At 63.0% G+C, this 21,662-nt stretch carries 16 protein-coding genes and 1 pseudogene; 15 read left to right on the top strand and 2 right to left on the bottom strand.

The genetic code is table 11. The features are described 5' to 3' along the window. The first annotated feature begins 5 nt into the window (after positions 1–5). The 8 genes from RM463_RS14775 (at position 6) to RM463_RS14740 (ending at position 11,274) form a co-directional block, all read left to right on the top strand. A complete protein-coding gene (locus RM463_RS14775; protein WP_195688126.1) occupies positions 6–479 on the top strand; it encodes an Lrp/AsnC family transcriptional regulator in 474 nt (157 codons plus the stop codon). Between the two features lie 171 nt (positions 480–650). Next, positions 651–1,520 (top strand): carbon-nitrogen hydrolase family protein, encoded by an 870-nt coding sequence (locus RM463_RS14770; protein WP_195688125.1) that lies wholly within the window; start codon positions 651–653, stop codon positions 1,518–1,520. Between the two features lie 37 nt (positions 1,521–1,557). Then, positions 1,558–3,030 carry a biotin carboxylase gene (locus RM463_RS14765; RefSeq protein ID WP_195688124.1) on the top strand — a complete coding sequence of 491 codons (1,473 nt, stop codon included), beginning with the start codon at positions 1,558–1,560 and terminating at the stop codon, positions 3,028–3,030. A 47-nt stretch (positions 3,031–3,077) separates the two neighbouring features. Then, positions 3,078–4,076 (top strand): C45 family autoproteolytic acyltransferase/hydolase, encoded by a 999-nt coding sequence (locus tag RM463_RS14760; protein WP_229332979.1) that lies wholly within the window; start codon positions 3,078–3,080, stop codon positions 4,074–4,076. A gap of 72 nt (positions 4,077–4,148) precedes the next feature. Further along, positions 4,149–6,932 carry an aminotransferase class I/II-fold pyridoxal phosphate-dependent enzyme gene (locus RM463_RS14755; protein ID WP_195688123.1) on the top strand — a complete coding sequence of 928 codons (2,784 nt, stop codon included), beginning with the start codon at positions 4,149–4,151 and terminating at the stop codon, positions 6,930–6,932. Positions 6,933–7,229: 297 nt separating this feature from the next. Then, complete coding sequence (locus RM463_RS14750; protein ID WP_195688122.1) at positions 7,230–8,729, top strand: NAD-dependent succinate-semialdehyde dehydrogenase; 1,500 nt, start codon at positions 7,230–7,232, stop codon at positions 8,727–8,729. 274 nt (positions 8,730–9,003) lie between these two features. Then, the gene (locus RM463_RS14745) at positions 9,004–10,431 is read left to right on the top strand and encodes an aspartate aminotransferase family protein (protein ID WP_195688121.1); all 1,428 of its coding nucleotides are present in this window, start codon (positions 9,004–9,006) and stop codon (positions 10,429–10,431) included. A 159-nt stretch (positions 10,432–10,590) separates the two neighbouring features. Continuing rightward, complete coding sequence (locus RM463_RS14740; RefSeq protein ID WP_195688120.1) at positions 10,591–11,274, top strand: haloacid dehalogenase type II; 684 nt, start codon at positions 10,591–10,593, stop codon at positions 11,272–11,274. Positions 11,275–11,357: 83 nt separating this feature from the next. Here the strand turns inward: RM463_RS14740 and RM463_RS14735 are convergent, their stop codons facing one another. Next, positions 11,358–12,314 carry a sulfurtransferase gene (locus RM463_RS14735; protein ID WP_195688119.1) on the bottom strand — a complete coding sequence of 319 codons (957 nt, stop codon included), beginning with the start codon at positions 12,312–12,314 and terminating at the stop codon, positions 11,358–11,360. Positions 12,315–12,569: 255 nt separating this feature from the next. Between RM463_RS14735 and RM463_RS14730 the strand changes: the two genes are divergently transcribed. The 3 genes from RM463_RS14730 to RM463_RS14720 all read left to right on the top strand — a co-directional run bounded on the left by RM463_RS14730 (position 12,570) and on the right by RM463_RS14720 (position 16,012). Further along, positions 12,570–14,921 (top strand): hypothetical protein, encoded by a 2,352-nt coding sequence (locus RM463_RS14730; RefSeq protein ID WP_311430423.1) that lies wholly within the window; start codon positions 12,570–12,572, stop codon positions 14,919–14,921. Between the two features lie 111 nt (positions 14,922–15,032). After that, the gene (locus RM463_RS14725; RefSeq protein WP_195688117.1) at positions 15,033–15,359 is read left to right on the top strand and encodes a hypothetical protein; all 327 of its coding nucleotides are present in this window, start codon (positions 15,033–15,035) and stop codon (positions 15,357–15,359) included. 74 nt (positions 15,360–15,433) lie between these two features. Beyond that, the gene (locus RM463_RS14720; protein ID WP_195688116.1) at positions 15,434–16,012 is read left to right on the top strand and encodes a hypothetical protein; all 579 of its coding nucleotides are present in this window, start codon (positions 15,434–15,436) and stop codon (positions 16,010–16,012) included. A gap of 368 nt (positions 16,013–16,380) precedes the next feature. Here RM463_RS14720 and RM463_RS14715 read toward each other — a convergent pair. Next, positions 16,381–16,563: pseudogene (locus RM463_RS14715) on the bottom strand (IS630 family transposase); the annotation flags it as partial. Positions 16,564–17,188: 625 nt separating this feature from the next. On the opposite strand from RM463_RS14715, the gene RM463_RS14710 reads away from it, so the two are divergent. From RM463_RS14710 to RM463_RS14695, 4 genes are all read left to right on the top strand, one after another. Further along, positions 17,189–18,826, top strand: a complete 1,638-nt coding sequence (locus tag RM463_RS14710) for a BCCT family transporter (RefSeq protein ID WP_311430422.1) — start codon at positions 17,189–17,191, stop codon at positions 18,824–18,826. A 109-nt stretch (positions 18,827–18,935) separates the two neighbouring features. Next, complete coding sequence (locus RM463_RS14705) at positions 18,936–20,312, top strand: FAD-binding oxidoreductase (protein ID WP_195688114.1); 1,377 nt, start codon at positions 18,936–18,938, stop codon at positions 20,310–20,312. A gap of 59 nt (positions 20,313–20,371) precedes the next feature. Beyond that, entirely contained in the window at positions 20,372–20,758 is a 387-nt protein-coding gene (locus tag RM463_RS14700) for a nuclear transport factor 2 family protein (RefSeq protein WP_195688113.1), read from the top strand. Between the two features lie 148 nt (positions 20,759–20,906). Then, a complete protein-coding gene (locus RM463_RS14695) occupies positions 20,907–21,509 on the top strand; it encodes a helix-turn-helix domain-containing protein (protein WP_195688112.1) in 603 nt (200 codons plus the stop codon). The last annotated feature ends 153 nt before the right edge of the window (positions 21,510–21,662 follow it).

The following is a 21,662-nucleotide window of genomic DNA, read 5'->3' as shown; positions in this document are numbered from 1 at the left end:
TCACGATGAAACTTGACCGTTATGACCTGAAGATCCTCGAGATCCTCTCCCGAGATGGGCGCATCACCAAGTCCCGGCTGGCCGAGGCGATCAACCTGTCGGTCAGCCCCTGCTGGGAGCGGGTACGTCGGCTGGAGAGGGCCGGCATCATCGAGGGGTACAGCGCTCGCATCAATGCCGAGGCACTGGTGAGACGCACGCCGGTGTGGGTGCAGGTGGAGCTCAAGGCGCACAATGCCGAGAGCTTCGCGCGGTTCGAGGCGCTGGTACATGCCACGCCCGAGGTCACCGAGTGCGTGGCGGTGGGCGGTGGCGTCGACTACCTGATCAAGGTCGAGGCCGCCTCCATCGATGCCTATCAGCGTCTGATCGATGACTGGCTGACCGGTGATGCCGGCATCGAGCGCTACTTCACCTATATCGTCACCAAGGCGGTGAAGCGTCCCACCCCTGGGGTCTGCATCGAGGATCTCGGCTGAGCGCGATGTTACCGTTGAAGTCTCATCGATGCATGTGTCTTAAGCTGCTGTCAGAAGGGTGAGCGATGCTCATTCGGCCGGGCATTCATACCGGCATGATACCGTCGGTCCCGGCTCGTGTTGGAACGTGCCCCGGAAGGGTTCAAGCTCACCTGACGCAGAGAGACCACAATGTCCTATTTCACGATAGCCGGGGTGCAGATGCACGCCCTGCACCACGGTGACAATACCCAGGCCATGCGCCACCGGATTGACGTGCTGATGAGCCGCTTCCCCCAGGTGCAGATGGTCCTGTTCAGCGAGCTGATGCCCTTGGGGGCGTCGCCTCACCATGCGCAGCCGCTGCCCAGCGACGCCGAAGCGATGTTCTGCCAGATCGCTGAGCAGCATCGCATCTGGCTGATTCCCGGCTCGATGTTCGAGCAGACCGAAGGCGGTATCTTCAATACGCTCTCGGTGATCAACCCCCATGGTCAGGTGGTGGCTCGCTTTCGCAAGATGTTCCCCTTCCGTCCCTACGAGGCGGGGGTGGAGAGCGGCGCCGAGTTCGTGACCTTCGATGTGCCCAACGTGGCTCGCTTCGGGGTCTCGATCTGCTACGACATGTGGTTCCCCGAGACCACCCGCACCCTGGCGGCCATGGGGGCCGAGGTGATCCTGCACCCGACCATGACCGATACCATCGATCGAGACATCGAGCTGTCCATCGCTCGCACCAATGCGGCAGTCAACCAGTGCTACTTCTTCGATATCAATGGTGCCGGCGCCCTAGGCAACGGGCGCTCCATCGTGGTGGGGCCTTCCGGCGACGTCATTCACCAGGCGGGTACCGGTGAGGAAGTCATGCCCGTCGAGGTCGACATCGGCCGAGTGCGCCGCGAGCGTGAAACCGGACTGCGTGGCCTGGGCCAACCGCTGAAGAGTTTCCGCGACCGTACGGTCGACTTCTCGCTGTATCGCAGCGAGACAGGCTCGAGCCCTTACCTCGATACCCTGGGCCCGCTGGCCAAGCCGGTCCGAGCCGACATCGAGGAGTATTAATCCCACGCCTTCCCCACACACCGATGGAGCGACCACGATGAGCAAAATAACAACCATTGCCGACGTACGCCGCCACTTCCTCAATAACAAGGAGCCGGTCTACTTCATCTCGGCCACCAACTTCAATCTGCTGGGCATCGGCGACTGGGTGGGCAACTTTCGTCATATCAACTTCATCGACTGCTTCGAGGGTCAGCAGCGCAATGTTTTCGTGCCCAAGGAGAAGTTTCCACGCGACTTCGAGAGCATCGAGGACATCAACAACTACCTCCTCGAGCACAAGGAGGTCATCGACTTTATCCAGTCGCGTGCCAACGGCGACAATGCGGGCACGGCCGCCTTCCTGATGTTCGACGAGCACACCGAGGAGATCTGCGAGCAGCTCGGCCTCAAGGTGGCGTTCCCTCCGGCCAAGCTGCGCTCGCGCATGGACAACAAGGTCGAGACGGTACGCATCGGCAACAAGGCCGGTGTGCCCAGCGTGCCCAACGTGCTGGCCCGGGTGGGCAGCTATCAGGAGCTGTGTGAGGTGAGCAAGGAGCTCGGCACCGACCTGGTGGTGCAGACCGCCTTCGGCGACTCCGGCCACACCACCTTCTTCATCTCCAGTGAAGAGAGTTATTACAAGCACGCCGAGGAGATCGAGGCCGAGCCCGAGGTCAAGATCATGAAGCGTATCAACTGCCGTGGTTCGGCCATCGAGGCCTGTGCTACCCGTTGCGGTACCGTGGTAGGCCCGCTGATGACCGAGCTGGTTGGCTTCAAGGCGCTGACGCCCTACAAGGGTGGATGGTGTGGCAACGAGATGTTCGCCGGCGCCTTCGACCAGTCGATCCGTGACAAGGCCCGGGAGTACACCTTCAAGTTCGGCGAGGCGCTTCGCGAGGAGGGGTATCGTGGCTATTTCGAGCTCGATTTCCTGATCGACATGGACAGCGGTGAGGTCTATCTCGGCGAGCTCAACCCAAGGGTCACCGGCGCCAGCTCGCTGACCAACGTGGCGGCCTTCGCCCACTCCGACATCCCGCTGTTTCTGTTCCATCTGCTGGAGTTTTCCGACGTCGATTTCGATCTCGACATCAGCGAGATCAACGAGCGCTGGGCGCATCCCGAGAGCGTCGACAGCTGGTGTCAGCTGGTGATCAAGCACACCGACGAAAGTGTCGATCTGCTGACCCAGGCGCCGCGCACCGGGGTCTGGAAGATGGCCGATGACGGCAGCATTAACTACGACCACTACAACTATCACCCCCACGCGGCAGAAGACGAGAGCGAGGGCTTCTTCCTGCGCATCAGCGGGGCGGGAGACTTCCGCTACGAGGGCGCCGACCTCGGCATCCTGATCACCCGTGGCCGCCTGATGGATGACGACTTCCAGCTTACTGAGCGCGCCCAGGCCTGGATCCAGGGCATCCGCGGCCAGTACGAAGGTCAGTCGCTCCAGGATCCGGTGGTGGAGGAGGTGGCCGTCAGCCATGCCGTCGGCGGCGGCAACTTCAAGATCCTGTGAATACCGGGACCGGCTACTCTTCGTCGCGGGAGGTACCACCGAGCGACATGAACAAGATGCTCGACTTTCGGACCGTGCACGAAGAGGTTGCGGGAGCCCGTTGGCAAGCGCTGTTCCAATACCACTGGCCGGCCTACGAGCAGTGGTACTTGAGCGAGGGGGAGCGGGAGCGGCCGGGGTATCTCACCTGCTACAACGCGCTGCGAAAGCACATGCCGGAGCTTACCGATACCTATCGCACGCTCTGCGAGCTGGCCGGGGGGGGGGATCTCGCCGCGCGTTTCTTGAGCCTCTATCAGCCGCCCCCCTATATCACCGGCTGCTCCCAGGCGGTGCTGGCGAACCCCGCCTCCACGCTGCTGGTACGCAACTACGACTACCCTCCGGAGCTCTGCGAGGGGACCATCCTCTACACCCGCTGGAACGAGCGGCGGGTAATCGCCATGACCGACTGCCTGTGGGGCGTGCTCGACGGCATGAACGACCGAGGGCTCGCCGTGTCGCTGGCCTTCGGTGGCAGCAAGGCCGTGGGGCAGGGCTTCGGTGCGCCGATCATCCTGCGCTACCTGCTGGAGTTCTGTGACAGCGTGGCCGAGGCGGCCGATGCCCTGGCGCGCATTCCCACTCACATGGCCTACAACATCACCGTGGCCGACGCCGCCGGGCGCTACGTCACAGCGATGATCGGCCCTGACCGCCCCGCCAGCATTCGGCGTGTGCCGGTGGCGACCAACCATCAGAAGAAGATCGAGTGGTATGCCCACGCCCTGGCCTCGGAGACGCTGATCCGCGAGCGCCAGCTGTCGATCCTGGTGGGCGACGAGGCCACCACCGAGGAGCGGCTGATCTCCGCCTTCGCATCGCCGCCGCTGTTTCGCCACGACTATCGCCGCGGGTTGGGAACGGTCTATACCGCGGTCTATCGCCCCGCGACGGGGCACGCACAGTTTCACTGGCCCGGCCTGGTCCTCGATCTGGGTTTCGACCACTTTCCCGAGGAACGAATCACCGTGCGCTATGGCGCGCGGGGCCTGTATGCCGGCTGATTGCGGCCCGCTCGCCGCCGCTACGTCGCGGCGGTGTGTTCAATAACAACAAGTCTGGATGGGGGTGTTGCCATGCAGGATTCGACGCAAACCGATACGCCCTACACGGCGCTGGGCTTCTACCACAAGATTTCCCAGCTACGTGCCGATACCTGGAATGCGCTGAAGCGTGACCTTGGCTTGCTGGTACGCCAGAGCGATGAGAGCCAAGCCAAGAACCTGATCAAGGCGATCGACGTCAAGCTGACGCGGCTCGAGATCATCGAGGACTACCACGCCTTCCCCTCCAAGGAGGATTTTCGCCACCTCTGGGCGCTCTTCGATCGCGAGGAGTACGGGCTGTTGGAGAAGGTGGTCAAGCGCCTGGTGCGGGCGTTGATCAGCGAATCCTACCGGCGCCGCCACGTTGATCTTTCCGAGACCGATGCCGACGCCGAGGAACTCGAGTCCCTCGATGCCCTGGCGCAATTGCGGCGCGGTCATCCTGCCTCCAACAGCTCGGCCCAGCCCTACTTTGAATTGCTGATCGTCGACAACCTCTCATCCGCGGAAGAGGTGGTGGTCCGCGAGGCCTTTCACAGCATGCGCCGTCCGGAAGATCGCTTCGTCTATGACGTGGTCACGGTGCGCAGCTTCGAGGATGCGCTGATCGCGGTGCTGGTCAACCCCAATATCCAGGCCTGCCTGATCCGTTACGAGTTTCCCTACAAGTCGAAATACAACCTCAGCGCCCTGCGCAGCTATCTAGAAGGCCTCTCCGAGCAGTCCCTTCAGTATCACTCGGAGGCCGAGCGTAGCATTCTGCTGAGTTCGATGATCCACGAGCTGCGTCCCGAGATCGACCAGTTCCTGGTCACCAGCGGCGACGTGGAGGCCACGGCCAGTCGTGACATCCGCCACTTCAATCGCATCTTCTACCGCGAGACGGACTATATCGAGCAGCATCACACCATCCTGCGGGCCATCGATAACCGCTACCGCACGCCCTTCTTCGATGCCCTGCGCGAATACAGCAAGAAGCCGACCGGTGTCTTCCATGCCATGCCCATCTCCCGGGGCAAGTCGATTACCCGCTCCCACTGGGCCGGGCATATGATCGACTTCTACGGCATCAACATCTTCCTCGCCGAGACCTCGGCCACCTCCGGTGGGCTCGACTCCCTGCTCCAGCCCTACGGGCCGATCAAGAAGGCCCAGGAGCATGCCGCTCGTGCCTTCGGCGCCCGCCAGACCTTCTTCGTGACCAACGGCACCTCCACGGCCAACAAGATCGTGGTGCAGGCGCTGGTCAAGCCTCGGGATATCGTGCTGATCGATCGCGACTGCCACAAGTCGCATCATTACGGCATGGTGCTGGCCGGTGCCCATGTCAGCTACCTCGACTCCTACCCGCTCAACGACTACTCGATGTACGGAGCCGTGCCGCTACACGAGATCAAGAAGACGCTACTGGGCTACAAGCGCTCGGGCCAGCTCGACAAGGTCAAGATGCTGCTGCTGACCAACTGCACCTTCGACGGCGTTGTCTACAACGTGCGTCGGGTGATGGAGGAGTGCCTGGCGATCAAGCCCGACCTGGTCTTTTTGTGGGACGAGGCCTGGTTCGCCTTCGCCGGCTTCAACCCGACCTATCGGCCGCGCACCGCCATGCATGCCGCCCGCACCCTGCGTGATCGATACCGCAGCGCCGCCTACCGCGAGGAGTACGAGGCCTGGAAGGCCGAGTTCGACACCCTCGATCCCGACGACGATGCCTCCTGGCTCGAGCGGCGCCTGATGCCCGACCCCGACACGGTGCGCATCCGTGCCTATGCCACCCACTCCACCCACAAGACCCTGACCTCACTGCGCCAGGGCTCGATGATCCATATCTGGGATCAGGACTATCGCCAGAAGGTCGAGGCGCCGTTTCACGAGGCCTACATGACCCATACCTCGACCTCGCCGAACTACCAGATCATCGCTTCGCTGGACGTGGGGCGCATGCAGGCCGAGATGGAGGGCTTCGAGCTGGTGCACTCCCAGGTCGAGGCCGCGCTTTCGCTGCGCGAGCAGCTCTACACCCACCCGCTGTTGCAGAAGTACTTCCGGGTGCTGATCAACCGCGACATGGTGCCGCTGGAGTATCGCGAGTCGGGCGTCGAGACCTTCTACGACCCGGTCACCGGCTGGAACAAGATGGAGGAGGCCTGGGCCAACGACGAGTTCGTCGTCGACCCCAGCCGCATCACCATCGCCATTGGCGCGACCGGCATCGACGGCGATACCTTCAAGAACGAATACCTGATGAACAAGTACGGCATCCAGATCAACAAGACCTCGCGCAATACCGTGCTGTTCATGACCAATATCGGTACCTCGCGTGGCGCCATTGCCTATCTGCTCGACGTGCTGATCAAGCTGGCCAAGGAGTTCGAGTACCGCTGGGAGGAGAGTAGCCGCCCCGAGCGCAAGATCATCGAGAACCGTGTCCACTCGCTGACCTGTGAGCTGCCGCCCCTGCCGGACTTCAGCCGCTTCCACGATGCCTTTCGGCCGGCGGCCGGCAGCCATACGCCGGAGGGGGATATTCGTCGCGCCTATTTCCTGAGCTACGACGAGGAGAGCACGGAGTACCTTCGCTTCGACAATGGCGAGTTGCAGGCTCAGATGCGTGACGGCCGCGATGTGGTCTCGGCTAGCTTCGTGATTCCCTATCCACCGGGCTTCCCGGTGCTGGTGCCGGGGCAGGTGATCAGCGAGGAGATCCTCCGCTTCCTGCAGGCCCTGGATGTCACCGAAATTCACGGCTACCGGCCCGAGCTGGGGTTGCTGGTGCTCACCGAGCAGGCCCTCAGCGACCCATCGTCGGGCTAACTACTGGGCTAACAGAAAAAAGGGCATCTTCTCGGACAAAGACAAAAAATCCCTTGTTTTTCTGATCGGTTAACGAAAACTCCCGCCCCGCCTTCTCCCTTATCATGAACCCATCGAGCCGTGCCGGACGCAACCGGGCGGCTCGCCCGTTTTAACGTATTTTCGGCGCCCGAAGCCGCGCCGTATCGTTTCTTGGCGCCCAAAGCCGCGCCGTACTTTTTTCGGCGCCCGAAGCCGCGCCAAATCAGCACTGGCCATACGAGATCAACCTGGTCGGTGTGTCAGGGGAGGTGCCGCATGAACATGAAACTATCCAAGACGCTGACCACCATGCTCGACGATCCACGTCTGTTTCGGCAGTACGCCTATGTCGATGGCAAGTGGGTCCACGGCAATGGCGGCCGCGAGGAAGCCGTGCAGAATCCCGCCAGCGGCGAGGTCATCGGCCATATTCCCTGGCTCGAGGCGGACCAGGTGAGTCTGGCGGTGGATGCCGCCGAGGTAGCGTTTGCGCACTGGCGTGCGCTGCGCGCCGACGAGCGTTGCGAGCGCCTGCTGGCGTGGTACGACCTGCTGCAGGCCAATCGCGAGGACCTGGCCACCATCATGACCATGGAGCAGGGCAAGCCGTTGCCCGACGCCCGTGGCGAGGTGGAGTATGGAGCGAGCTTCGTGCGCTGGTTCGCCGAAGAGGGCAAGCGCACCTTCGGCGAGACGATTCCGAGCCATATCCCCAACGCGGCGCTGGGCACCATCAAGGAGCCGGTGGGCATCGCCGCGCTGATCACGCCCTGGAACTTTCCGCTGGCGATGATCACTCGCAAGGCCGCCGCCGCCCTGGCGGCCGGTTGCACGGTAATCGTCAAGCCCGCCGGTGAAACGCCCTACTCGGCGCTGGCGCTGGCGGAGCTGGCCGAGCGCGCCGGCATCCCGGCCGGTGTCTTCAATGTGGTGCTGGGCGAGCCCGCTGAGGTCTCGAAGATCCTGTGTGCCGAGGAGCGCGTCAAGGCGGTCTCCTTCACCGGCTCCACTCGAGTCGGCCGGCTGCTGCTCGAACAGAGCGCCAATACCGTCAAGCGGGTGTCCCTCGAGCTGGGGGGCAATGCGCCCTTTATTGTCGGGCCCGACATGGACCCCCGGGAGGCGGCGCTCGCCGCGGTGTCGGCCAAGTTCCAGACCGCTGGCCAGGATTGCCTCGCCGCCGACCGCATCCTGGTCCACGAGTCGATCCACGATGCGTTCGTCGAGCACTTCGCCGAGCGCATGGCGGCACTGACCGTGGGCAATGGCCTGGAGAGTGAGGTGGACCTGGGGCCGCTGATCCATCGGCAGGCCGTCGAGAAGGCCGCGGCCATCGTCGATGATGCCCTGGCCAAGGGTGCCACCCTGGTGGCCGGCGACCAGAGACAGGCGCCTGGGGAGAACTACTTCATGCCGACGCTGCTGACCGGGGTGACCCGCGACATGAAGGTCTGGAATGAAGAGACCTTTGCGCCGGTCGCCGGGATCACCGCCTATGGAGATGACGACCAGGTGATCGAGATGGCCAACGACACCGAGTATGGCCTGGCGGCTTATCTCTATACCCACGATATTCGCCGTATCTGGAAGCTGATGCGCGCCCTGGAGTACGGCATGGTCGCGGTGAACTCGGTGAAGATGACCGGCCCGCCGGTGCCCTTCGGCGGCGTCAAGCAGTCGGGCCTGGGACGCGAAGGCGGCGTGACCGGCATCGATGAGTATCTCGATACCAAGTATTACTGCCTCGGCGCCCTGGGCTCCGTGTCAGGGAGCTAGTTTCCGAGACAGAGCCGCGATGCACCAGCGAGCGATATCTACCCGAGGGCGCTGAGGCAAGCGCCGCGGCGCGCGGCGATCGACAGGGATGTCGATCGAGGGTCGGCAAGAGGGACCTTGATCCGACCCGACGCGCTGGCCGCAAGCGAAGCTTCAGGGTTTCGTCCTCGGGCATCGCGAGATGGTGCATGACGGCGACACCCTTCTGTATGTGAAATCGATAAACATCCTCCCCGGCGGGACGCCGGGGCGCCTTCCAACGAGAGAGAATGCAATGAACCAGCAGCACCAGGACCTGATCGACCGTGACCGCAAGGTGACCTTCCACGCCTCCTCTCACCTGCGTGACTTCGCCCATGGCAAGGCGCCGGGCCGTGTGATCACCGGCGGACAGGGCATCACCATCCGCGACAAGGATGGACGCGAGTTCATCGACGGCTTTGCCGGGCTCTACTGTGTCAATATCGGCTATGGGCGCACCGAGGTGGCCGAGGCGATCTACCAGCAGGCCCTGGAGCTCTCCTACTATCACACCTACGTTGGGCACTCGAACGAGCCGCAGATCGCGCTCTCCGAAAAGATCATCGAGCTCGCCGGGCCCGGGATGTCCAAGGTCTATTACGGCCTGGGTGGCAGCGACGCCAACGAGACCCAGCTCAAGATCGTGCGTTACTACAACAATGTGCTGGGGCGTCCGCAGAAGAAGAAGGTGATCTCGCGCCAGCGGGGCTATCACGGGTCGGGCCTGGCCACGGGGTCGCTGACCGGCCTCAAGGCGTTTCACGACCAGTTCGACCTGCCGCTCGAGGGTATCCTGCATACCGAGGCGCCTTACTACTATCATCGCGGTGCCGAGCAGCAGGGCATGAGCGAGCGCGAGTTCTCGGCCCACTGCGCGGCCAGGCTCGAGGAGATGATCCTGGCCGAGGGCCCCGATACCGTGGCGGCCTTTATCGGCGAGCCGGTACTCGGGACCGGTGGCATCGTGCCGCCGCCGGAAGGCTACTGGGAGGCGATCCAGGCGGTACTGAACCGCTACGATATCCTGCTGATCGCCGACGAGGTGGTGTGTGGCTTCGGTCGCATCGGTGCGGACTTCGGCAGCCACCACTACGCCATCAAGCCGGACCTGATGACCGTGGCCAAGGGCCTGACCAGCGCCTATCAGCCGCTCTCCGGAGTGATCGTCGGTGATCGTGTATGGCAGGTGCTCGAGCAGGGCACCGGCGAGTATGGCCCGATCGGCCATGGCTGGACCTACTCCGGTCATGCCCTGGGCTGTGCCGCGGCGTTGGCCAATCTCGAGATCATCGCGCGCGAGAAGCTGACCGAGAATGCCGCCGAGACCGGTGCCTACCTGCAGCAGGCCATGGCAGATGCCTTCGGCGATCACCCCATCGTTGGCGATGTGCGTGGCGCCGGCATGCTGGCGGCGCTGGAGTTCTCCGCTGACCCGGAGAAGCGAGAGCACTTCGACCCGGCCTTGAAGGTGGGGGCGCGTATCTCCGCCGCCGCCCTCGAGGAGAACCTGATCGCCCGTGCCATGCCGCAGGGTGACATTCTCGGCTTTGCCCCGCCGCTGATCGCCACCCGTGGTCAGGTCGACGAGATCGTCGCGCGCACCCGCCGGGCGGTTGATCGCGTTACCGATGAGCTGGTGCGCGAGGGCGCGCTCAAGACACTGACGGCACCGGTTGCCTGATCGGTCACGTGAACTGCTCGGCCCCGTGAGGGCCGCCTCGTCGCCGCGGGCCCGTCCCGCGGCGACGTCGTTGATGGCAGTGGGTTACATGGCGCTTGCCTTGCCCGCTGTGCTGGCACACCCTCGGAAGGACCGATTCGTACAGAAGGAGCGCTTTCCATGGCACAGGTCCTCGCCTTCGATGTCTACGGAACCCTGATCGACACCCACGGCGTCGCCACCGAGCTGGAGCAGCGCCTCGGCGCCCTTGGCAAGGCGGCGCTGGCCCCGGAGTTTTCGCGCCGCTGGCGGGAGAAACAGCTGGAGTACAGCTTTCGACGCGGGCTGATGGGGGGCTACGTGCCCTTCAATCAGTGCACCGAGGAGGCCCTGGTATTCACCGACCGCGCCCTGCAGGTGGGGCTCTCCGAGGCGGATCGTGACCATCTGATGCAGGTCTATGCCCAGCTTCCGGCCTTCGCCGATGTCGCCGGCGCCCTGCGTCGCCTCGGCGAGGCGGGCGTTACCTGCGTGGCCTTCTCCAATGGCACCACTCAGGCGGTGGAGGGGCTGCTGGCGCAGGCCGGTATCCGCGACCACTTCGAGGCGGTAATCAGCGTGGATGAGGTCAAGCGTTTCAAGCCGGACCCGGCGGTCTATGCTCATCTCCGTCATCGACTCGAGAGTGAGCCGGGGGACACCTGGCTGATCTCCAGCAATCCCTTCGATGTGATCGGTGCTCGTCATGCCGGCCTGCATGCGGCCTGGGTAAGGCGCAGCGCCGAGGCCCCGTTCGATCCCTGGGGCATCGATCCGGACCTTACCGTCGGAGACCTGGAAACCCTGGCCGAACGCCTCACCTGAGCGCGGCGAGGCCCCGCGGTGGGGGATCGCCGCGGGGCCTCGAGAGCTGTTGAGACTCTCGCGTTATTGTCGAGCGTGGTGGGTCAGTCGACCGCCTCGCCGACGGTGATGGTACCGCGCTCGGCCAGCTGCAGCGGGCGTGCATCGTCCTGAGTCCACTCGGCCATGGAGCCGTCGTACATGCTGACGTTCTCCAGGCCGCCCACCTCACTGAGCTGAAACCAGCCGCTGGCGGCCCAGTGGCCGGTGTTGCAGAAGGCCACGGTAGGGGCCTCCGGGTCCAGGCCGAGTGCCTCGATGTTGGCCTTGAGGCGCTCGGGCTCGAGGTAGTAGGCGCCATCACGCTCGACCAAGGCAGCGTGGTGAGGCAGGTTGACGGCGCCGGGTATCGTGCCGGGGGCACGCGCCGCCGGTGACTGGGTCCTGCCGGTATAGAAGTCCTCCGGGCGGGCATCCACCAGCGCCTCGCCGGCCTCGATGGCCGCTTCCACCTCCTCGGTGGTCGCCAGGAGCGCCTCCTGCAGGCTGGCCTCGAAGGTAGTGGCCTCGGGGGCGTCATAGGTGCCGCTGGCGACCTCGAAGTCCTGGGCCTGCCAGCCGGCGAAGCCGCCGTTGAGTACCGCTACCTCATCGTGGCCCAGTGCCTTGAAGGTCCAGTAGACCCGGGCGGCACTGCCGAAGTCGGTGGCCCCGGTGCCGGCCGAGACGACTATCACGGTGTCGTCATTGTCGATGCCCAGCTCGCCGATCAGGGTCTCGAGCGCCTCGATCTCGGGCATCAGGCCCGCGACGCCGTCGCGACTCTCGCGCCAGCCGGCGTCGGTGTAGTTGGAGTAGCGGCTACCCGGGATGCGGGCCTCCTCGAAGGAGGCGCGGTCGCCGCCGTTGTCGATACTGGAGCGGACGTCCAGTACCACCAGGTCATCGTTATCCAGCTGGTCGCTCAGCCATTCGGCATCGACCAGGGGAGAGGGGTGTTGGGCATGGGCGTTACCGGCCATGGCCAGCGTGCCGGCGGCGATCAGGAGTCGAGTCCGCATGGAGGGTACCTCGTCGTCGGGAAGGGGGCGCCTCCATGCTGCAACGATCCGGCGTTCCTTCGCCAAGAATGCTTGCCGACACTACTATTCCCAATGGATATATCGACCCGATGCACGGTGACTCTCTTGCGAAGGGCGCAACCCTCGAAGGCGACAGCCAGCGATCGTGTTGCTATTCCTGTAAGGAGTGTGAATACGCCACGACCAAGTCAGCAGCTATCCAGGATACCCGACTGGTGCAGAGGAGACCCGAGCATGCCCCAGCACTCCACGACCCGGCACTTCTGGTTGAGTGGCCAGCGGGCCGCCGAGCAGGACCGCTTCTTTCGCGAAGCCCTGGAAGCCCAGGGATGGGTGGAGGGCGACGAGACGACCTGGGATGCGGGTTGGGTTACCGGCATGCCGGCGCCGAGTCAGTTTCGTCGGGTGTCGGCGTACCGCAAGCTCAACCACTTTCCCGGCAACGCCGCCTTGACGGTCAAGAGTCGTCTGCATGAGAGCCTCTCCAGCATGAAGGCGAGAGTCGGTGAGGGCGTGGGCGAGGGGCACCCTCTGCTGTCACGCCTGACCTTCTTCCCCCACGCCTGGGTGATGCCCCATGACTATCATGCCCTGCAGCGGGTGGCCCTGGCGGAGCCGCAAAGACGCTGGATTCTTAAGCCCACCAACGCCTCCAAGGGCAAGGGGGTGAGGGTGCTGCGTGACGCCGCCGAGGCACCCGCCAGCCCGAACTGGCTGGTCCAGGAGTATCTGGATCGCCCTCACACCATCCGCGGGCACAAGTATGTGCTGCGTCTCTATGTGCTGATCAGCTCACTGACCCCGCTGAGGCTCTATCTCTACCATCAGGGGTTTGCCAAGCTGGCCTCCGAGCCGTGGGATCCCGACGACGCCGACAACCCTTACAGCCAGCTCACCAATCCCGATATCAACGCCCTGAACACTCGTGTCGAGGTGCCGGTGGAGTTTATCGATCTCGGCCGTTATCGCGCCTGGCTGCGTGACCAGGGCCATGACGACGAGGCGCTCTTCGCGAGGATCGAGGATCTGGTGGCACTGACCGCGATCTCCGGCGTGGATGCCCTGCGTCGCCGCACCGCCGAGGCGGGGGCCGATCCGCGCGGCGGCTACGAGCTGCTGGGTCTCGACTGCATGATCGATGATGACCTCAAGCCGTGGATACTGGAGTGCAACCTGAGCCCGTCGCTGGGCACCTGCGCGGCGCCCGAGGATGGCGGTATCGCCGAGGAGCGCATCAAGGGGGAGCTGGTACGCGACATGCTGCGGCTGGTGGATATTGCCGGTGAGTCTTCGCCGGAGTCGGAGGACGCGTCACCAGCGGCCTTGCTTGCCGAGGCCCGTGCCGAGGCGTCACGCGCCGGAGGTTTCAAGCGGCTGCTGCCCTCGGCGAGCCCCGAGCGCTACCTGCCCTTCTTTTCGCTGCCTTCACTGGCGGATATGACGCTGGCCGAGGCGCTGGCCGGGTACGCTCTGCCTCGCCCGCGCCTGGCTCGACGCCGGGTCACCGAGCTGCATGAGGCCGACAGCCTGGCACTCTACGCCGCCGACACCGGAAGGCTCTATCGTCCCAATGATGCCGCGGCGCTGATCTGGCTGTTGGCGACCGAGGGGCTGGACCCCGATGCCATCGCCGAGACCTTGCAGGCGGCCAGTGCCGAGCCGCCCGAGCCCGTGGCACTGCGTCGCCAGGTGTGGCAAACCCTGGGGGAGTGGTGTCGTGATGGTCTGCTCTGCCAGACACAAGCGGCTGTTCAGTCCGCCTTTGTTCGAAGCGAGAAGTCACGGGCGGAGGTTGCCGCTGATGCCGAGCCGGCTGCCTTGAAACTTCGCCATGATGGCCGAGCCTGGGCGCTGCGGATCGCCGATGCCGCGATCGAACAGCGCCTGGTCGAGGCGTTCGGTGCAGGGCTCGAACCCCTGCCGCCGGAGGAGGCAGGGCAGCTACCTTGGCTTTCGCTGCTTGCGGCCCCCGCCGGTTATGCGTTGGCCGAGAGCAGTCGTCTGGTGTCGAGTCGCCTGACGCTGGCGGAGGTGGTGCCGGCGCTCTCCACCCTGCTGCTGCGACTGGCCGCTCGCCCCGGCGAGCCGGTGCTGGACGTGGCCTGTTGGCAGTCACGCACTGGGGAGATGACGTTGCTGGCCGTCGATGATGAGGCCTGTCGCGAGGCCCTGGCGTCTTCGCTGGGAGAATCGCTGAGCCGTGGTGCCAGGCTGACGTGGCAGGGCGACATCGTGCATGTCGAGCCCCTGGGGCTTCCCTTCACCAGGCGGAGCAAGATGGTGGATGACGTAAGCGCTGAACAGGTCGCCACGCCGCTTCGCCTGATAACGCTGGAATCGAGCGAGGGTGAAGCATCCGCTGGGCTTCTGCCGCAGGCTCGACTCGATGCCCTGGCGGCGCTGCTGCCGCGTTGCCACACCGGCGAGGGCGGCGTGCCTTCGGCCGACCTGATGGCGCGCCTCGATGCGTGGCTGGAAGGGGTCTCGCGGCAAACAGTGCGCCTTCCAGAGGATGGTTCAGCCCTTTTCGACACGCTGGTTCAGTCAGATCTCTCCTCGGCCGGCAAGGCGTCGGTCGAGGCATGAGTCGTTGGGCCGCCTGACGGTCCAGCATGGCGGAGCGTCGCAAGGCGCTTCGCCACTCGATGGCAGGCGCAGCGCTGGCCTGCTACTGCAATACACGATGGAGGTCATGTCATGACTGAGATTGAAGAGCAACGCCGGACCCTGATCGCACGGCTCGGCCGTCGGTTGGGCCATGCGGCACCTGCCCTGGCACTGGTTGCCAGCGGTGCCGCCATGCAGGCGGTGGCCGCCGAGCCCGAGGAGGCCGTCTATACCAGCGGCCAGGAGGCTCCGCTGATGCTTGCCGAGGCCCATGCCGAAGGCGGTGCAGAAGCTGACACACACGCCATGGATAAGGCAGAGGGCGAGGCCGAAGCCGAAGGAGAGGCGGAAGGAGAGGCGGAAGCCGAAGCAGAGGGAGAGGCAGAAGCAGAAGCCGAGGGGGAAGGCGCCTATTGATGTCGAGCAACCGCTGCGCCGGCCTTCCGGGCCGGCGTGGTATCGATATCCCTCGGCAGCCGTGAGGAGGGTGTATGAAAGAGACCCACTTGCCAGCCTGTGTCGATAGCCTGATCGAGGAGAATCGCTGTAGCCTCCATCAGCTGGAGACGCTGCTGGTGGAGATCACTCCGCTAGCGTATCGCCACGGCTTCGATGCCGAGGCTCACCAGACCCTGGGGCGTCATGTGCGCCATATCCTGGATCACTATCAGGCGCTGCTGGATGGCATCGGTGTCGCCTGCATCGACTACGAGGCGCGTGTCCGGGAGCCCGGCCTGGAGCGGGATCCGGCCCTGGCTCGAGAGCGGTTGGGCCAGATCCACGAGGGGCTGACCAGGCTAGTCGAGCACGCCTGCGTGCCACTGCAGTTGAAATACCCGGTCGATGAAGAGGGAGCCACCCTCACGTTGACCACGAGCCTTGCCCGAGAGCTGGCCTTTCTGACCAGCCATACCGTACACCATATGGCGCTGCTTCGGGTGCTGGCGCAGCAGCTCGGGGTGAGACTGTCCGCCGATTTCGGTGTACACCCCTCCACGCTGCGCCATTGGCGTCGACAGACCATGGAGACACCGTTGGGGACGATCAGCGAACAGAGGCAGCGAGCATGAAAGGCCTTACCCCTATCGTGGTTGCCCCTGGTTGTGTGGCGGTGCTGGTTGACGCCCCGCTGGCCGCCTAGCCAGTCTGGCCGGAACAGGGCTGGGAGGTCCGCCAGACCGAAATGGATTACCCCGGGCTGCTGGCTGCCCTCAAGGAGGCCATCGAGGCCGAAGGCAATCGCCGAGGAGCTCGATACCCGGTTGCCGCCATCGCTAGGAGGAGCATGAGGCCGTGCAGTAAAGTAGGACAAGCCCCTCTCCACAGACGCATCTCAAGACATCCCAATTGGTTGCCTGCACGTCGGATCGTATGCCGAGTGTAACCATCTTTATCAGGATGAAGGCCATGGCGAGCTAGCATCGCCCGCCTCACGTGGCTATTCAAAAATAATCGCGCACCCAGACCCGTAGCTGCCGAGTAGGCGAAAGGCCTCACTGCAGAGATGGTCAAACGAGAGATGGGCGCTCAACGGCAGTCATGCGTACTTCATCTTCCGCCACAGAGTTTCTAGCGGTCTCAGCCCCGGCGAGTAAACCGATAGGTAGACCAGGCGTACGCGACGCAGCGTTCACTACAGCCGATGGCATGGCCTTGGTCACTCGGCAATAGGGCATGCACACGCCGGTGTAGGGCACGCTTTTCACCATGGCGATAGGCGGAAGACAGCCTCTCCAGCGATAATTCCCGAGGCCAGGGTCGAGGTGTCCTTTAGTGATGGCATGAAGAAGGCTGGGCGATCCGGATCACCATTGTGAAAAAAACAAAAAAAATTTCATTGAAAATGGATTTTTTTTTGCTACATTCATTTGTGTGATGATCATCACCCAGAGCCAATGTGCCCAAACAACCATAACTAGCTGTATCGAGGACCATCGCCATGCCTTTCCTACCTCCCTCCAGGATGAAACCCCTGACGCCAGTACATCTCAGGCCAAGCATCGGCTCCCCGGTGCCCATCGCATGGCCGAACCATCGGCACGCCTCGGTGGCGCGGCCAGTGGCATGTCGGTGAGCCGTTAGGGGATTCCGCTGCGGTAACACCTGCCGCCTCGATGCGTACCCATCCGCTGCAACAATGACGTGACTTGTCGGCTCGCCCCGTGGGTCGGGTGACGACCCGTTGGCGATCCGTGGGGTCAGCCCCGTGATGTTGGGCGGCAAGAGATCTTGTGAAGGATAAGTCGATGAACGAACAACTAATAAGTAGAGTCGAGCGATATCCATCGGGTCGCCTGACGACTCGTCTATTTGGTGACTACGATCACTCGCTTTTCTGGCCGGTATTGTCGATCTATACCGCGATCATGCTATGCGCTCTGCTCTTCCCGGAACTCATCGGTGAAGTGCTGTCTTCTACCCGAGATTTCCTGATCTTCAACTTCGGTTGGAGTTTCCTGCTGGGCATGGGGGCAGCACTGCTGTTCTGCCTGTACCTGATCATCAGTCCGTTCGGTGATCTGAAACTGGGTGCGGATGATGAAGTGCCGGAGTTCTCCTACGGTGCCTGGATCTCGATGCTCTTCAGTTGTGGTTTCGGCATCGGGTTCGTGTTCTTCAGTGTGGCCGAGCCGCTGACGCATCTGTACCAGTCATCCCATGTGATCGACATGGGCGCGACGGGGGAGGCCGCCGGCGTCGCCAAGGCGGTCCAGCTCACTCTGCTGGATTGGGGCATGCACGGCTGGGCGGTGTTTGCCATTGCGGCCTGGGCCATCGCATTTCCGGCGTACCGACTGGGACTGCCTCTCACCGTGGCCACCGGTCTCTATGGCATTCTCGGGGAGCGCTGCAACAGCAGCCTGTGGGGACGCCTGGCCAACGCACTGGGCATTATTGGCACCATCGGCGGCAATGCCACGATGATCGGGCTAGGCGTGGCCTCCATCAGCTATGGCCTAAACACTCTGTTCGGACTCGATCTGGGCCCGATAGGCCAGGCGTTGGTCATGCTGGTGGTCATCATCGCTTACGTGATTTCTGCGGCCACGGGGGTCGAGCGTGGCATCAAGTTTCTCAGTCAGGCCAACATGGTCATGGCTGGTACCGTCCTTCTGGTGTTGCTCTTTTTTGGTCATGCGCCGACCCAGTATCTCCTGAACCTCGGGACGCAGCAGATTGGTGACTATTTCGGTGACATCTTTGCCCTGCAGTTCTGGAGCGATGCCGGTAACTTCGAGCAGCGCGACTGGCTCGGCTGGTGGGTCGTGTTCTACTGGCTGTGGTACATCTCCTATATTCCTTTCTGCGGCGGCTTTATCGCTCGTATCTCCAAGGGACGCACGCTTCGCGAGTTCATCGTCGGTGTCATCCTGGTCCCCATGCTGTTAGCGATTGGCTGGTTCAGCATCTGGGGCGGCTCCGCGGGATTTGTCGAGGTGACTGGTATCGCCCCCTTGTGGGAAAGCGTTCAGGAAAAGCCCGAGTCTGGCATCTATGCCCTGCTCGAGAGCATGCCGGGAGGCTGGTGGTTAAGCCTTATCGTGCTCTTCAACATCATTATCTTTGCCGTGACCACCTCTGACTCCGCATCCTTCTTCGCCGCCATGCAGGTATCCAATGGCGAGGAAAATCCCCGGGTGTCCATGCGGCTCCTGTGGGGGGTGATCATAGGCTTTACAGGGATCATGTTTCAGCTTACTAGCGGCTTCGATGCCATCAGGAGCCTTGCCATTGTCGTGGGTGCACCCTTCTTCTTCGTGGGCATAGCCTACATGTTCTCGGTCTATCGCATGCTCAAGTCGGCGAAGAAGGGCGGTGTGAAGAATATTGAAATAGGCTCTTTCTCGAGAGGTCTGGCATCGCATATCAAGTCGAGCGGCTAGTCGCCTTGATAACGATCCGACGAAACCGGAAGCACACTAAAGCCAACGCCCGGGGGCATCGCCAACCATCGGATGAGACCCCGGCCACCAGATAGAGTGAATCGACCCTATGTCTGCATTTCAGCCCTACTATCCGCACTATGATCCTCTGCATAGCGATCTTCCCGGGCAGGGGATGGACTATGCGCCGAGCTACTGGCGCCACCATGCCGGAGAGCCACCCGAGGATGACGGTGCCGTCAGCGCCGATATGGACGTGGATGTAGTCTTGATTGGCGGGGGCTTTACGGGCCTGGCCACTGCGCTGTTTCTCGCTCGTGAGTACGGCATCAAGGCGACCGTTCTGGAGGCCAATCAGATTGGCTGGGGGTGCACCAGTCGCAATGGAGGGCAGGGGCACCTGGCCTGGGGGCGCCTGAGCCGGAGACAGTGGGTCAAGAAATGGGGCGCGGATACCGCGCGCCGCTTGCACGCCAACACCCTGGAGGGCTTCGAGGTCTTTCAGTCCATGGCCGAGGATCCAGAAATCGACTGCGAGCCCCAGAATCACGGCAACCTGCTCGTCGCCCACAGTCCTCAGGCACTGAAGGAGTTGCAGGCAGAGTCTCGGCTCTGTCATGACGTGCTCGGCTACAAGACGCATGTGCTGGATCGCGACACGGTGCTGAATGAGTATATCGGCGACCAGGAGAGTTTCGGTGCCTTTCTGGAGCCGGTGGGGATCGCCGTCCAGCCGTTGAAGCTTGCCTATGGCTATGCCCGACTCGCCCGCAAGCTGGGGGCCAGGATTCACACGGCAAGCCCGGTACAGAACTGGACGACGGAAGGGGGGATCCATCACTTGCAGACCCCGGGCGGCGTGGTGCGGACGCGGGCAGTTGGCATTGCCACCGCCGGCTATACCAGTCCGAGCCTGCACAAGCTCACGGCCTACCGCAACATGCCCATCATGGCTAATTCGGTCTGGACGAGAACCCTGACGGACGAGGAGATCGAGGCGTGCGGTTTCCGCTCCACCATGATCGTCACCGATACGCGGAAGTTGCGGTACTACTACCGCTTCTTGCCCGAGAAACGGCTTCAGATCGGCACCCGTAGCGCCATCAGCGGCGCCGATGCGCAGAATCCCAAGCACCTGAAGGTTGTCCATGAGGCCATCGCGCGCAAGTTCCCGGCCCTGGCAGGCATCGAGACGCCCTGGTTCTCCCATGGGTGGATGGATATCTCCCACGACATGATGCCGCGTATCGTGCAGCCCGATGCGTCTCAGCAGATCTTCTATGCCCAGGGATACAGCGGCAATGGCGTTGCTTTCTCTGCCTATGCCTCGAAGAAACTGGCGACGCTGATCGCCGGCGGCAAGATCCCTGAGTCCGATCTTCCCATCTTCAGCTCGCCCCTTCCTGCGCACCCCTTGAGGCCGATTCGACGCATGGGGCAGAGGGCGCTGTACAAGTATTTCCAGATGCTGGATACCGTGCGTTGATGGCATGTGGCCTGCCAGGCAGGCAATCACCTAACCCGATTGGCAAGAGGAGTAGCACTATGAACGGCATGAGCAATGACACCCTGAACGCCATGTTCGACGCCTTCAACCGTCACGACATTGATGCGGTCATGTCATACTTCGCGGATGACATCGTGTTCGATACCGTCTCGGGATCCGAGGCGCATGGCACCCGTATCGAGGGTCGTGATGCCGTCCGGGCCGCGTTCGAGAACACCTGGGGCACCCAGCCGGATGTTCAATGGCTAAATGGCACCCATTACTTTGCCGATAATCGTGTGGTGTCGGAATCGACCTTTGTCGCCACACAGCCCGACGGTAAGCTTATTGAAGCCGATAGCGTAGACCTGTTCACGGTTCGCGATGGCAAGGTCGTGCGCAAGCAGGCGTTTCGCAAGCAGCGCCCGCCCTTCGATCCCGCCTGATGCGATGCGCCCCGGACGCGTCGCTCGACCGGGGCGCCTGTCATGGCACAACAGGCGGCCGATGGGGTGATGCCATCAGGCGGTGTTTCGGTATCCCGCGTTCTGTTATTCTTTTTCGGTGTGATTCTTTGCCATCCGAGTACCCGAGATGCCTGACGAAAGCGTGAATAAGGCGGCCAATGCTGATCCCGATGACCTGCGCCTCGGGCGTCAGATTCGTGACCTGCGAAAGGCCAAGCGCATCACGCTGGCCAGTCTGGCCAAGGAGGTCAACAAGTCTGTCGGCTACTTGAGTCAGGTCGAGCGGGGTGTGTCGTCATTGCCCATCGGCGTCTTGCAAGCCATCAGCAATGCTCTGGGCGTGCGGGTCAGCTGGTTCTTTCAGCCCGAGGGCGGAGCCGAGAACGGCGAGCATGACTATATCGTGCGTGCTGACCACCGGCGTGCCATGGCATTTTCCGGCATCGGTGCGCGGGAAGAGCTGTTGTCTCCGCGCCTGAGCGGCCAGCTGTTGCTGATCATGACGAGGCTCGAGCCAGGCGGCGGTGGTGGGGAAGTCCCGCGGCAGCGCAACGGGGAAGAGGCGGGGTACGTCGAGGCTGGCACCCTGGAATTGACCATCGGTGAGCAGACGTTCGTGCTTGAGACTGGCGACAGTTTTTCGCTGACCGGTGACGCCCCTCACTGGATTTATAATCCGGGTGACACCGAAACTCGGGTGATTTGGATAATGACAGGTGTCGAATACTGACGCTTTAGGCTGCACGATGATACTCCTCAGGCTTATATATTATTATGTGGAGAAAAGAATATCTAACGCCAGCACTATTACGCTCGATAAGTCCGAACCCGTCTCACGATAATCCGCATCCAGGCTTTGTCTGAAAAGTCGGCGAGCGAAGGT

The sequence above is a fragment of the Halomonas sp. LES1 genome (genome assembly GCF_031846005.1).
Classification (GTDB): domain Bacteria; phylum Pseudomonadota; class Gammaproteobacteria; order Pseudomonadales; family Halomonadaceae; genus Halomonas.
The sequence above is the reverse complement of the archived record's forward strand: the minus strand, read 5'-3'. Positions and strand labels throughout refer to the sequence as shown.

Excerpts from the sequence above, each read along its gene's own strand:
- RM463_RS14740 (WP_195688120.1), top strand. The coding sequence starts at position 10,591 with ATGGCACAGGTCCTCGCCTTCGATGTCTACGGAACCCTGATCGACACC.
- RM463_RS14725 (WP_195688117.1), top strand. The coding sequence starts at position 15,033 with ATGACTGAGATTGAAGAGCAACGCCGGACCCTGATCGCACGGCTCGGC.
- RM463_RS14730 (WP_311430423.1), top strand. The coding sequence starts at position 12,570 with ATGCCCCAGCACTCCACGACCCGGCACTTCTGGTTGAGTGGCCAGCGG.
- RM463_RS14700 (WP_195688113.1), top strand. The coding sequence starts at position 20,372 with ATGAACGGCATGAGCAATGACACCCTGAACGCCATGTTCGACGCCTTC.
- RM463_RS14755 (WP_195688123.1), top strand. The coding sequence starts at position 4,149 with ATGCAGGATTCGACGCAAACCGATACGCCCTACACGGCGCTGGGCTTC.
- RM463_RS14760 (WP_229332979.1), top strand. The coding sequence starts at position 3,078 with ATGAACAAGATGCTCGACTTTCGGACCGTGCACGAAGAGGTTGCGGGA.
- RM463_RS14735 (WP_195688119.1), bottom strand. The coding sequence starts at position 12,314 with ATGCGGACTCGACTCCTGATCGCCGCCGGCACGCTGGCCATGGCCGGT.
- RM463_RS14705 (WP_195688114.1), top strand. The coding sequence starts at position 18,936 with ATGTCTGCATTTCAGCCCTACTATCCGCACTATGATCCTCTGCATAGC.
- RM463_RS14770 (WP_195688125.1), top strand. The coding sequence starts at position 651 with ATGTCCTATTTCACGATAGCCGGGGTGCAGATGCACGCCCTGCACCAC.
- RM463_RS14765 (WP_195688124.1), top strand. The coding sequence starts at position 1,558 with ATGAGCAAAATAACAACCATTGCCGACGTACGCCGCCACTTCCTCAAT.
- RM463_RS14745 (WP_195688121.1), top strand. The coding sequence starts at position 9,004 with ATGAACCAGCAGCACCAGGACCTGATCGACCGTGACCGCAAGGTGACC.
- RM463_RS14695 (WP_195688112.1), top strand. The coding sequence starts at position 20,907 with ATGCCTGACGAAAGCGTGAATAAGGCGGCCAATGCTGATCCCGATGAC.
- RM463_RS14720 (WP_195688116.1), top strand. The coding sequence starts at position 15,434 with ATGAAAGAGACCCACTTGCCAGCCTGTGTCGATAGCCTGATCGAGGAG.
- RM463_RS14710 (WP_311430422.1), top strand. The coding sequence starts at position 17,189 with ATGAACGAACAACTAATAAGTAGAGTCGAGCGATATCCATCGGGTCGC.
- RM463_RS14775 (WP_195688126.1), top strand. The coding sequence starts at position 6 with ATGAAACTTGACCGTTATGACCTGAAGATCCTCGAGATCCTCTCCCGA.
- RM463_RS14750 (WP_195688122.1), top strand. The coding sequence starts at position 7,230 with ATGAACATGAAACTATCCAAGACGCTGACCACCATGCTCGACGATCCA.